Below are 12,225 nucleotides of genomic sequence, written 5' to 3' on the forward strand. Positions count from 1 at the left end.
GGATTGCGCTGTACCTGTGGGAGCGGGCTTGCTCGCGAAGGCGATAGACCTGCCACCCAAGCCCTCTGGGTCTTACATCTGCGTCGCCATCCCCTCCACATTCATCGCCGCCTGGCGCAACGCCTCGGAGCGGGTCGGGTGTGGGTGGCAGGTCAGGGCGATGTCTTCGGCCGAGGCGCTGAATTCCATGGCCACGCAATACTCGCCGATCATTTCACTGACGCTCGGGCCGACCAGATGCACGCCGAGAATTTCGTCCGTGCGCTCATCGGCCAGCACTTTGGCGAAGCCTTCGGTCTCGTGGTTGATCTTCGCCCGGCTGTTGGCGGTGAAGGGAAACTTGCCCACCTTGTACGCCCGGCCTTCGGCCTTGAGCTGCTCCTCGGTCTTGCCGACGCTGGCGAGTTCCGGCCGGGTATAGACCACGCTGGGAATCAGGTCGTAGTTGACCTCGCCAGCCTTGCCGACGATTTGCTCGACGCAGGCCATGGCTTCGTCCTCGGCCTTGTGCGCGAGCATGGGGCCGGAGGTCACGTCACCAATCACCCACACCCCGGCGGCTTCGGTGCGATGCCCCTTGTTGGCGAGCATGCCGCGCTTGTCCGTGGCGAGGCCGACGTTCTCCAGGCCCAGGCCCTGTGTATAAGGTCGGCGTCCGATGGCCACCAACACATAATCCGCTTCCAGCAACTCGGCAGTGCCACCTGCGGCAGGCTCGATGCTGAGCTGTACACCGGTGGCGGAGGTGGTGGCGCTGGTCACTTTCGAACTCAACTTGAAGCTCAAGCCTTGCTTGCTCAGGGAGCGTTGCAGGGTTTTGCCGGCTTCGATGTCCACGCCGGGGCAGATCCGGTCAAGGAACTCGACCACCGTCACTTGCGCCCCCAAGCGTCGCCATACCGAACCCAGCTCCAGGCCGATCACGCCGGCGCCGATCACCACCAGATGCCTGGGTACCTCGGTCAGTGCCAGGGCGCCGGTGGAGTCGAGGATGCGTTTGTTATCGATGTCCACGCCGGGCAGGGGAGTGGGCTCGGAACCGGTGGCGATGATGATGTCCCTGGCGCCAAGTTCGGTCTTGCCGCCGGCGCTGTCGGTCACCGTGACTTTGCCCGGGCCGTCGATGTGGCCCCAGCCCTTGATCCAGTCGACTTTGTTCTTGCGGAAAAGAAACTCGATGCCCTTGGTCAGCCCGGTAACGCTTTCATCCTTTTGCTTCATCATCTGGGCGAGGTTGAGGCTGGGCTTGACGTCGATCCCCAGGTTGGCGAATTCCGCGCCCATGGCCGCGTCGTATAGTTCGGAGGCATGCAGCAATGCCTTGGATGGCATGCAGCCGACATTCAGGCAAGTGCCGCCGAGTGTGGCACGCCCTTCCACGCAGGCCGCCTTCAGACCCAGTTGTCCGGCGCGGATCGCCGCGTTGTAACCGCCGGGGCCACCGCCGAGTATCACGACGTCATAAGTGCTCATGGATGTACTCCTGGATCGAAAGGGGAAGGGATGGGTAAAAGTAGTTCCTGGATAAAATTACGAACGTAATATGTGCGTTCTGCAGCCTTTCGGTCAAGGCTTCAGCCAAGCGACAGGTTGGGCATCTTTAGATAGCGCGCTTGAATACGGAAATTTCACTATTTTCGTTATATCGTAACGAATTGTCCTGTAAGCGAAGACGCTCTGGGGTGGTATGCAAGTCGATCTCGATGTTGATGAAACGCCGCTGGCCGGGTTGCCCCGTTTTCAGCAGGCGTTCATTCAAGGGCGGCGTTTGCGCCAGTTCGCCATCGGTGCGGGCGTACTCGCCACCGTGGGTGCGTTGCTGGCGTTTTTTGCCGGGCTGTTCGCCTCGAAAACGTTGTGGGCAGCGTTGTTGCTGAATTTTAGCGCTGCGTTTGTGGTGCTGATGGCAGGCTTGCAATCGGCCGGGTGGGTCGCCCAATGGCGTGCCCGCGCCATGAATCCCGTGGCGCCCGTGGTCGTTGTCGACGAATCTGCCGAGCCTTTGGGCTGGTATGAACGTTTGCTGGACCGGATCAGTCGGCAATCGCACAACCTGCTCGGGCAAATTGGCGCGCCGACGCTGTGGCTTGGCGGTTGGGCATTGTTGGCAGTATTGGGCGTCGAACAGGCCTGGGACCTTAGGTTGCCCCCGGCAGCGCTGGGGTTGGCGGCCACGGTCGGAGCGGCGTGCTCATTGCTGCTGGCCTTCGGCCTGTTGGTGATGGAGCGTCATCTGGCACAGGAAAACACCGCGCAATGGCCTGAAGCCGCCGCGTTGGCGCAATTGACCCGTGTGCCGATCATCAGCCTGGTACTCGCTGCGTTTTGTCTGTTGTTTGCCGATGAAACCTCGGTATGGCCCGTACGCCTGGCGGTGTTGTGCGGACTGTTGCCGGGGCTGGTGGCGGCAGAACTGTTGCTGCGTGCGGTGTTGTCATTGTTCAGTCCGCGCCGCGAACGCCTTGAGCCAGAGCTACTGGCGCGCAGCTTTGTCGCCGACATGCTGCGCTGGCCACCACAGCCATTGCTGGCGTTGCAGCACGAATTACACAACCGTTTCGGTATAGATCTGCGGCAAATCTGGGCCTTCACGTACATGCGTCGGGCGCTCCTTCCGGTGTTGGCGGTGATTTCGCTGGTTGGCTGGTCGCTGACGGGCATTCACGAAATTGCGCTGCAAGGGCGTGGCATCTATGAACGATTCGGCAAGCCGGTGGAGGTGTTTGGCCCGGGTTTGCATCTAGGCCTGCCTTGGCCATTGGGCCGGGTGTTGAGCGTCGAGAATGGCGTGGTTCACGAGTTGGCCACCAGTGTTGGCGAAACCACGCCCCCTGCCCAGGCCGACCCTGCCGAAGGCCCGGCCCCGGCAATTGCCAATCGCCTGTGGGACGCCAGCCATGTGAACGACAAATCCCAGGTGATCGCCAGCAGCCGAGCCGACAGGCAGAGCTTTCAGATCGTCAACATGGATGTGCGCTTCGTCTATCGCATTGGTCTGAGCGATGAGGCGGCATTGGCCGCGACCTATAACAGTGCCGATGTGCCGATGTTGATTCGCAGCACCGCCAGCCGAATCTTGGTCCACGATTTTGCCTCGCGCACACTCGACGGTTTACTGGGTGAGGACAGGGTAGGGCTGGCGGAAGAAATCGGCCGCGCCGTCCAGGCGGACCTGAAAAAACTCGACAGCGGCGTGGAAATTCTCGCCACGGTGGTCGAGGCGATTCACCCGCCGGCCGGTGCCGCCAACGCCTATCACGGCGTGCAAGCGGCGCAGATTGGGGCGCAAGCCTTGATTGCCCGTGAACGCGGTGCCGCCGCCGAAGCCACTAACCAGGCGCAGTTGCAGGCCAGCATCGCCCGCGATCAGGCGACGGCCAGCGCCCGTGAAATCAATGCGGGCGCTGAGGCTGCGGACCTGAAATTCAACGCCGAGCAGAAAGCCTATGCCAGCGCTGGCCAGGCCTTCGTGCTGGAGCGGTATTTCAGTCAGTTGTCCCAGGGGTTGGCCAACGCCAGATTGCTGGTGCTCGATCATCGTCTGGGCGGCAGCAGCAATGCGCCGACCATCGACCTCCGTACTTTCACGCTGCCGGTAGACCCCGCGCCGTCGCGTAAAACCGTTCAGCCAGGAGCCGCCAATTGAGCCAGTCCCAGACGCACGATCACGATGACCACAGCGGCCACGATCACGGCCATGGCGGGCATCACCATCACCATCATCACCACGGCGATCCGCAAGAGGCCGGTCCATTCCCGTGGCGTCGTATGGGCTGGGCGGCATTGCTGGTGGCGTTTGCCGTCGCCGCTGCGAGCCTGGTACAGGTGCGTTCGGGGGAGGCCACGGTGATCACTCGCTTCGGCAACCCTTCACGGGTCTTGCTGGATCCGGGGCTGGGCTGGCGCTGGCCGGCGCCGTTCGAGGCGGCGATCCCGGTGGATCTGCGACTGCGCACCACGTCCAGCGGTTTGCAGGATGTCGGCACCCGGGACGGTTTGCGCATCATCGTTCAGGCCTATGTGGCGTGGCAGGTGCAGGGCGATCCGGACAATGTGCAACGCTTCATGCGTGCGGTGCAGAACCAGCCTGATGAGGCTGCACGACAGATTCGTACCTTTGTCGGCTCCGCACTGGAGACCACCGCCAGCAGTTTCGATCTGGCGAGTCTGGTCAATACCGATGCCAGCCAGGTGCGCATCGCCGATTTCGAAGCGCAACTGCGCAAGCAAATCGATCAGCAGTTGCTCACCACTTATGGCGTGCGCGTGTTGCAGGTCGGTATCGAACGACTGACGCTGCCTTCGGTAACGCTCACCGCAACTGTCGACCGGATGCGCGCCGAGCGTGAAACCATCGCCACTGAACGCACGGCCATCGGCAAGCGTGAAGCCGCACAAATTCGTTCTGCTGCCGAACGTGATGCGCGAATTGTGCAGGCTGATGCCACAGTGAAAGCGGCAGATATCGAAGCGCAATCGCGGGTCGAGGCGGCGCAGATTTATGGTCGCGCCTATGCGGCTTCGCCGCAGCTTTACAACCTGCTGCGCTCGCTCGACACCCTGGGCACGGTGGTGACCCCGGGCACCAAGCTGATTCTGCGCACCGATGCCGCACCGTTCCGGGTGTTGGTAGACGGTCCGCCGAGTCTCGACAACAAGTCCGGATCGCAGCCATGAGTTTGGTTCCACGTGGAACAAATGAGTTGAGCAGCCCCTGGATTCAGGCCGGGCGCCTGGCGTTTATTGCGCTGTATGCGGTGACCGTGTTGGCGGCTTTGGCGTGGGCGTTTTCCAATGTGCGGCAGATCGATCCACAAAATCGCGCCGTGGTTTTGCATTTCGGCGCGCTGGATCGCATTCAGAATGCCGGGCTGCTTCTGGCTTGGCCGCAACCCTTCGAGCAGGTGATTCTGTTGCCCGCGGCGGATCGGGTGATCGAGCGTCGAGTGGAAAGCCTGTTGCGCAGTGATGCCGCGACGCAGGCTGATCGCGTGGCCAGTTTTGCCACGCCCATCAGCGATGCCCTCGCAGGCTCCGGCTATCTGTTAACGGGTGACGCCGGTGTGGTGCAACTCGATGTGCGGGTGTTCTACAAGGTCACCGAGCCCTATGCGTTTGTGCTTCAGGGCGGACATGTGTTGCCGGCTCTGGATCGGCTGGTGACCCGCAGTGCACTGGCGCTCACGGCCGCACGGGATCTGGACACCATTCTGGTCGCTCGTCCGGAACTGATCGGTGCCGATAGCCAATCGGCGGAACGACGCGAGCGCTTGCGCGGTGATCTGGTGCAGGGCATCAATCAACGGCTGGCCGAACTTGCTGCAACAGGGCAAGGCTTGGGCATCGAAGTGGCACGGGTCGATGTGCAATCGAGTTTGCCAAGCCCTGCGGTGAACGCTTTCAACGCGGTACTGACCGCCAGCCAGCAAGCCGATAAGGCGGTCGCCAATGCGCGCACCGAAGCCGAGAAACTGACACAGACCGCCAACGAGCAAGCCGACCGTACGCTGCAAGTGGCCCATGCCCAGGCGAGTGAACGGCTGGCCAAAGCGTCTGCCGATACGGCCACCGTGTTGAGCCTGGCCAAGGCGGAGCAGCAAGGTATCGACCCGCAGATGTTGCTGCGTATCTATCGCGAGCGTATGCCGAAAATTCTCGGCCAGGCCGGTTCGGTGACTACGGTCGATCCCAAAGACGATTCCCGCCTGATCATTCAGGGAGCTGCACAATGACCGCTCAAACCGCCGCCACACCGAGCCTGTTGTCTTCGGCCGAACAGCGCCGCGCCGCACGCCAGTTGACCCTGGCCATGCTCGCATTGGGCCTGCTGGCGCTGGGCCTGATCTGGCGTTGGCTGGCGCCGGAGCAGACCGGTGTCAGTCAATTGCTGCTGGGGTTTGCTTCGTTGCTGGTTGCTGTACCGGTCATGCGCTCGGCCTGGTACAGCCTGCGTTATCCAAGCCTGCACGGCATCACCGATCAATTGATTGCCCTGGCCATGCTGGGTGCCTGGGCCACCGGGGATCTGCTGACGGCGGCCCTGTTGCCGATCATCATGATTTTCGGCCACGTGCTGGAGGAGCGCAGCGTGATCGGTTCCCAAGAGGCGATTCACGCCCTCGGCAAACTGACCCGCAGCCACGCACGCAAGGTACAGGCGGACGGCTCCATCATCGAAGTCGACAACGGCACACTCAAGGCCGGCGATCGGGTCGAGGTGCGCGCCGGGGACCGGGTACCGGCGGATGGCCGGGTGTTGTCCGGCCAGGCCAGTCTGGACACCGCCTCCATTACCGGCGAATCGGTACCGATGGAGGCCGGTGTTGGCATGTCGGTGTTCGGTGGCGCGATCAACCTCGATGGTCTGTTGCGAATCGAAGTGACCCGCACCGGCCATGAGTCGACCCTCGGCAAAGTGATTGCCCTGATGCAAAACGCCGAGCGCTCGAAGCCGCCGATCACTCGTCTTCTGGAGCGCTACGCCGGCAGCTACATGGTGCTGGTGTTGCTGCTGGCGGCCGTGACCTGGTTCATCACCAACAACGCCCAGGCAATGCTCGCGGTGTTGGTGGCGGCCTGTCCTTGTGCGCTGGTGTTGTCGGCGCCGGCCACGGCGATTGCGGGTGTGGCGGTGGCGGCACGCCACGGGATTCTGATCCGCAGTTCTGCATTCCTTGAAGAGTTGGCGGACCTCACCTCGCTGGTGGTCGACAAGACCGGTACGCTGACCTTCGGCACCTTGCGTCTGCAATCCATCGACAGTCCGCTGGAGGATCGCAGCCACGTCCTGAAGCTGGCGGCGAGCCTCGGCTCGGCCAGCAGTCATCCGGTCAGCCGCGCCCTGGCGGGGTTGGTGGCCCAGGAACATTTTCTGCTGCTGACCGACATTCATGAACGCCAGGGCCTTGGTGTGGTGGCGATGACGGGGCAGGGCGAAGCGGCGCTCGGCCGGCCGGAGTTGTTCGCGCAACTGGGCATCAGTACAACGGCGGTTCCCGATCACGATGGTCCGATTGCAGGGCTGGCGCTCAACGGGGAGTTTCTTGCCTGGTTGTTGCTGGCCGACAGCGTCAAACCCGAGGCGCAATTTGCCTTGGGTGAGTTGCGTGAACTGGGTCTGGGTCGCCAGTTGTTGCTCACGGGTGACCGCCATAGCGTTGCGCAAACACTCGCCCGGGATGTCGGGATCAGTGACGTCGAAGCGCAAGCCCTGCCCGAAGACAAACTCAACCGTGTACTCAAGGAAATCGACAGCGGTTTTCGGCCGATGGTGGTCGGCGATGGCATCAATGATTCACTGGCCCTCAAGGCGGGTGTGGTCGGTGTAGCCATGGGCGCGGGCGGTGCAGACATCGCCCTGGCATCGGCTGACATCGTGCTGATCGGCAGTGACCTGCGTCGCCTCGGCACCTGCGTGCGTCTGAGTCGGCAGTGCCGCCAGACATTGCAGGTCAATGTGATCATCGGGCTGGGCTGGACCCTGGCCATTGTGGCCTTCGCCGCGTTTGGCTGGCTCGGCGCTGCCGGGGCGATGATTGCGGCGTTGCTGCATAACATCAGCACCTTGCTGGTGTTGGGCAATGCCGGTCGATTGCTGCGATTCCAGGAGCCGTTGCTCAAGCTCAAGCTCAAGCTCAAGGACGAAGGCTGAAGGCGAACGCTCTAAACCGGGCAATCACAGGTCTTAAACTTTTTAGAACTGTGCGCCCGGTTCGTAGTCATTGGAGATGAGGGCACATCATTTTGTGCGTTCGCGGCGGTCGGTTCTGGCGTCGCGAATCATTGAAAATGGCTATTAATTCGATAGCCAGCTATTTTTCAAGGATGGTCTACCCTCTGATCAGACGTCTGAAACAAGGGGGATTCTCCATGCTCGCGCAACTTCCACCGGCCTTACAGAATCTGCAGTTACCGCTTCGCCTGAGACTCTGGGACGGCCATGAATTCAATCTGGGACCGACGCCCAGCGTCACGATTGTGGTCAAGGACCCGCAAATGGTCTCCCAGTTTACCCATCCAAGCCTGGATGCCCTCGGTGCTGCTTTTGTCGAAGGCAAACTGGAGCTCGAAGGCTCCATCAGCGATGTGATCCGCGTCTGTGATGAATGGAGCCAGGCGTTGCTGGACGAAGACGATGACAATCAGCCTGTTCGTAGCGTTCATGACAAAGATACAGACGCCAAGGCGATTTCCTACCACTACGACCTTTCCAACGCGTTCTATCAGCTTTGGCTCGACAGCGACATGGCGTATTCCTGCGCTTACTTCGAGACCGGCAGCGAAAGCCTCGAGCAGGCCCAGCAAGCCAAGTTCCGTCATTTGTGTCGCAAGCTGCGCCTGCAACCCGGTGAATATCTGCTGGATGTGGGGTGTGGTTGGGGCGGATTGGCGCGATTTGCTGCGCGAGAGTTTGGCGCGAAAGTGTTCGGTATCACTCTCAGCAAGGAGCAGTTGGCTCTGGCCCGGGAGCGCGTAAAAGCGGAGGGCCTGGAGGACCTGGTCGAACTGCAGCTGCTCGACTATCGCGATTTGCCGCAGGATGGTCGCTTCGACAAGGTTGTCAGCGTCGGCATGTTCGAACACGTGGGCCACGCCAATCTCGCGGAGTACTGTAAGACTCTGTTCGGTGCGGTGAAAGAGGGCGGCCTGGTGATGAACCACGGGATCACCGCCAAATACACCGATGGCCGTCCCGTGGGGCGCGGTGCCGGTGACTTCATCGGGAAATACGTGTTCCCCAACGGCGAGCTGCCGCACCTGTCGATGATCTCTGCGGAGATCAGTGAGGCCGGGCTGGAAATCGTCGACGTCGAAAGCTTGCGCCTGCACTACGCTCGCACGCTTGATCACTGGAGCGAACGCCTCGAAGACAATCTCGAAGCGGCTTCCAAACTGGTACCGGAACAAGCCCTGCGCATCTGGCGGCTGTACCTGGCCGGTTGCGCCTATGCATTCGCCCGCGGCTGGATCAACCTGCACCAGATTCTCGCCGTGAAGGCCCACGCCGATGGCAGTCATGAACTGCCATGGACCCGGGACGATATCTACCTTTAAAGAACCGGCGAAATAAGCCGGGCGACCCGCATGCCGAGCTGCTGCAGGCGGTGGGTCTCCCGGCCTTCTCCCTTGGCGATTTCGTGGGCGTTGGCGAAGTCATCGTTGAGCATCTGCTCCACCTCGGCGGCAAAGGCGCTGTCGACGGTCAGCAACATCACTTCGAAATTCAGCCGGAACGAACGGTTGTCCAGGTTGGCGCTGCCGATGGCGCTGATTTCGCTGTCGATCAACACCACTTTCTGATGCAGGAACCCGGGTTCGTAACGGAATACCCGCACACCCGCGCGTACCGCTTCGAAGGCGTAGAGGCTGGAGGCGGCGTAGACGATTCGATGGTCGGGTCGAGACGGCAACAGCAGCCGCACATCCACACCCCGCAGGACCGCCAGACGCAACGCTGCGAACACGGCTTCATCGGGGATGAAATACGGGCTGGTGATCCAGACCCGTTCCGTCGCCGCATGGATCGCTTCAACAAAGAACAGAGAACAGGTTTCGTAGGCGTCTGCCGGCCCACTGGCAAGCAACTGGCACAGCACGCCGTCTTCCGGATAAACCTCGGGCAGGATCAGTGGTGGCAGGGCATGAGCCACCCAGAACCAGTCTTCAGCGAAAGACTCCTGCATGCACGCCACCACTGGCCCGCGCACTTGCACGTGGGTATCGCGCCAAGGGGCCAGGGGCGGTTTCTCGCCCATGTATTCATCACCGACGTTGTGCCCGCCAACGAAGCCGAGAATGCCGTCCACCACCACGATCTTGCGGTGGTTGCGGAAGTTCACCTGAAAGCGATTGAACCAGCCACTACGGGGGCCAAAAGCCTTGACCTCGACCCCGCCTTCACGCAAGGCCTGCACGTAGCCGTTGGGTAGGGAATGGCTGCCGATTCGGTCATACAACAGATAGATCGCCACGCCTTCGGCGGCTTTTTTCAACAGCAAAGATTGCAGGCGTTGGCCGAGGCGGTCGTCGTGGACGATGAAAAACTGGATCAGCACGGCCTCTTTCGCTTGGCTAATGGCATCGAAAATGGCCTCGAACGTCGACTGGCCGTTGATCAACAGCCGCGTCTGGTTATTGGCCAGGCAGGGCATGTTTCCGAGCTTGGGCATCGCTCTGAGTGAAGCGTAGGCAGAAGAGGCGCGGGCGGTGAGGGCTTCTTCTACCCAGGGTCGCCAGTTGAGTTCGGAAACCGCCTTGCGCATCTCCTCGTTGGCCTGCCGCCGGGCCTTGATGTAGCCATCAAAGGTGCTGCGGCCGAACATCAGGTACGGGATCAGCGTGAGGTAAGGGATGAAAAACAGCGACAGGGCCCAGGCGATCGAGCCTTGGGCGGTACGGACGGTCAACACGGCGTGGATGGCCGCGATCATGCCCAGCGAGTGCAGAAGGGCGATGGTATAACCGAAAATATGCGGTCCGAAATAATCCATGGGGGGCTGCCTTGCTCCTGAAGATTCAGTGCTTAACAGACCATGTTCTGTGCAGAATGTCGCTAATTAATTGGCCCATGAACCGAAGCCTGCGGCTGACGTCTAACGGCCACTACTGATCAGGAGTTACTCGATGAACGTTCGTCTGCTGGGTTTGGCCATGGCACTGGGTTTGGCACTTCCTGTGGCGGCTCACGCGCAAATGCTGCAACCAGGATTGTGGGAGCTGACCACGAGCAACATGAAGGTCGATGAGCAGAATATGCCGGACCTGCAGTTGATCCTCGGTCAGATCCAGAGCCAGATGACCCCTGAGCAGCGCGCGCAGCTGGAAAAACAGGGGATCACCATGGGGGGTAAAGGGATCCGGGCGTGCCTGACGCCGGAGCAGGTCAAGACCGATGACATTCCGCTGACCGATCCGCAGTCGGGCTGCAAGCAGGAAATCACCGACCGCTCAGGCAACCAGTGGAAATTCCGCTTCAGCTGCCCGAGAGCCCAGGGCGCAGGCGTGGCGACATTCCTCAGCGACCGCGAATTCACCACCAAGGTCAACGGGACGTTCAACGCCACCGGCATTCAGCAGAAGGGCAGCCTTGAATCCCGCGCTGTCTGGTTGGGGCAGGATTGCGGAACGGTGAAGCCGAGAGCTTAAGAGCTTCGCGAGCAAGCCCGCTCCCACACTGGATCTGTGTCGTTCACAAATCCAGTGTGGGAGCGGGCTTGCTCGCGAAGGCGTCAGTTCAGCCGCCCTGAATCCCCGACTGACTCAACCACTCACACGCCGCCTCGACAGCCATCCGGCCAAAATCCTCCCCCGTGCGGCTGCGCACACTGACAAACCCCCCAGCCTGTTCTTTTTCGCCGACCACCACCAGGTACGGCACGGTCCGACTGTGCTGGCGAATCTTGAAGTGGACTTTTTCATTGCGCAGGTCGGCCCTTGCGCGCACCCCCCTTTGGCGCAAGGATTCGGTCACTGCCTGTGCATAAGTCGTCTGGCGGTCATCCATGCTGACGACGACCACATGGGGTGGAAGGCTCCAGTGCTGCAGTTCCTGATGGCTGGACCAGCATGTACCGTAGATTCGTTGTTGCAACGTGCCGCTGATGTGATCGAGGGCGAATGCCTGCAAGACTTTGGTGGTGGGGACGTGCGGTCCATGGCTCTGGTATTCGGTGTCCCCCAGACGGTACATCGACACCTCCTCGTGTGGTGGCCGACGCCGGATCGAATGATTGGTCGCTGCCAGTGACTGCATGCGCGCTTCGATGAGGGGCAGGTCTGCCGGAGTCAGCGGCCGCTCGACGACAAACTCGTAAAAGAAGCCATCGCCCAACTCCCTGCCCGCGCGCATTTGTGCATGCGGGTGGAGTTGCTTGACCGCCATGGCCAGCATCAAGGCACAGGAGCGGCGCAGGATCTCCAATCCGTCCGGCTCGCGGGGAGTGACAATGCTGACCCGCGCATCCGCCTCGATCATGTATTCGCAGTCCACCAGTACACCATCGACCCGGCCCGCTACGGCCGCGCTGGCCAGTTCGGGACCGATGCTGGCGGCCAACTCGTGCACGGACAGCGGTTGGTCGTATTCACGCAATGAACCATCGGACAGAGTGATCTGGATCATGGTCGGCGTACTCAGGTGCTGCTAACGAGCGTTATCGCATAAACCTAGTGCTAATTGCTGGCCGCTGTCATTAAGACCTTTGTCGAGCCAGGCAATTTGTATCG

General features: G+C 61.3%; 9 protein-coding genes. 6 read left to right on the plus strand and 3 right to left on the minus strand.

Going from position 1 to position 12,225, the window contains the following annotated elements:
• Positions 1-72: 72 nt before the first annotated feature.
• Positions 73-1,473, minus strand: coding sequence for a dihydrolipoyl dehydrogenase (gene lpdA, locus AC3WJW_RS07085; protein ID WP_493725573.1), 1,401 nt, complete (start codon positions 1,471-1,473; stop codon positions 73-75).
• A 214-nt stretch (positions 1,474-1,687) separates the two neighbouring features.
• On the opposite strand from lpdA, the gene hflK (AC3WJW_RS07090) reads away from it, so the two are divergent.
• The 5 genes from hflK (AC3WJW_RS07090) to cfaB all read left to right on the plus strand — a co-directional run bounded on the left by hflK (AC3WJW_RS07090) (position 1,688) and on the right by cfaB (position 9,054).
• Complete coding sequence (hflK, locus tag AC3WJW_RS07090) at positions 1,688-3,646, plus strand: protease modulator HflK (protein ID WP_493725574.1); 1,959 nt, start codon at positions 1,688-1,690, stop codon at positions 3,644-3,646.
• Positions 3,643-4,677: a protease modulator HflC gene (hflC, locus tag AC3WJW_RS07095; protein ID WP_493725575.1), complete on the plus strand. Its 1,035-nt coding sequence runs from the start codon at positions 3,643-3,645 to the stop codon at positions 4,675-4,677. The genes hflK (AC3WJW_RS07090) and hflC overlap by 4 nt, the downstream gene beginning before the upstream one ends.
• A complete protein-coding gene (gene hflK / locus AC3WJW_RS07100; RefSeq protein WP_493725576.1) occupies positions 4,674-5,732 on the plus strand; it encodes a protease modulator HflK in 1,059 nt (352 codons plus the stop codon). Before hflC ends, hflK (AC3WJW_RS07100) begins: the two co-directional genes overlap by 4 nt.
• Positions 5,729-7,651 carry a cation-translocating P-type ATPase gene (locus tag AC3WJW_RS07105; protein WP_493725577.1) on the plus strand — a complete coding sequence of 641 codons (1,923 nt, stop codon included), beginning with the start codon at positions 5,729-5,731 and terminating at the stop codon, positions 7,649-7,651. Before hflK (AC3WJW_RS07100) ends, AC3WJW_RS07105 begins: the two co-directional genes overlap by 4 nt.
• A 218-nt stretch (positions 7,652-7,869) precedes the next feature.
• Positions 7,870-9,054 (plus strand): C17 cyclopropane fatty acid synthase CfaB, encoded by a 1,185-nt coding sequence (gene cfaB, locus AC3WJW_RS07110; protein ID WP_493725578.1) that lies wholly within the window; start codon positions 7,870-7,872, stop codon positions 9,052-9,054.
• Here cfaB and cls read toward each other — a convergent pair.
• Positions 9,051-10,490 carry a cardiolipin synthase gene (gene cls, locus AC3WJW_RS07115; RefSeq protein WP_493725579.1) on the minus strand — a complete coding sequence of 480 codons (1,440 nt, stop codon included), beginning with the start codon at positions 10,488-10,490 and terminating at the stop codon, positions 9,051-9,053. The two genes, cfaB and cls, sit on opposite strands and share 4 nt — an antisense overlap.
• Positions 10,491-10,623: 133 nt before the next feature.
• Here cls and AC3WJW_RS07120 point away from each other — a divergent pair, with 133 nt between their 5' ends.
• Positions 10,624-11,145, plus strand: a complete 522-nt coding sequence (locus AC3WJW_RS07120) for a DUF3617 domain-containing protein (protein WP_095964386.1) — start codon at positions 10,624-10,626, stop codon at positions 11,143-11,145.
• Between the two features lie 88 nt (positions 11,146-11,233).
• On the opposite strand, the gene AC3WJW_RS07125 is transcribed toward AC3WJW_RS07120, so the two are convergent.
• Positions 11,234-12,121 carry a His/Gly/Thr/Pro-type tRNA ligase C-terminal domain-containing protein gene (locus AC3WJW_RS07125; protein WP_493725580.1) on the minus strand — a complete coding sequence of 296 codons (888 nt, stop codon included), beginning with the start codon at positions 12,119-12,121 and terminating at the stop codon, positions 11,234-11,236.
• Positions 12,122-12,225: the final 104 nt, after the last annotated feature.

Source organism: Pseudomonas sp. GW821-FHT07G06 (assembly GCF_058986625.1).

Coding starts and splice junctions, on each gene's coding strand:
- lpdA (WP_493725573.1), bottom strand. CDS start 1,473: ATGAGCACTTATGACGTCGTGATACTCGGCGGTGGCCCCGGCGGTTAC.
- hflK (WP_493725574.1), top strand. CDS start 1,688: ATGCAAGTCGATCTCGATGTTGATGAAACGCCGCTGGCCGGGTTGCCC.
- hflK (WP_493725576.1), top strand. CDS start 4,674: ATGAGTTTGGTTCCACGTGGAACAAATGAGTTGAGCAGCCCCTGGATT.
- AC3WJW_RS07105 (WP_493725577.1), top strand. CDS start 5,729: ATGACCGCTCAAACCGCCGCCACACCGAGCCTGTTGTCTTCGGCCGAA.
- cfaB (WP_493725578.1), top strand. CDS start 7,870: ATGCTCGCGCAACTTCCACCGGCCTTACAGAATCTGCAGTTACCGCTT.
- cls (WP_493725579.1), bottom strand. CDS start 10,490: ATGGATTATTTCGGACCGCATATTTTCGGTTATACCATCGCCCTTCTG.
- AC3WJW_RS07120 (WP_095964386.1), top strand. CDS start 10,624: ATGAACGTTCGTCTGCTGGGTTTGGCCATGGCACTGGGTTTGGCACTT.
- AC3WJW_RS07125 (WP_493725580.1), bottom strand. CDS start 12,121: ATGATCCAGATCACTCTGTCCGATGGTTCATTGCGTGAATACGACCAA.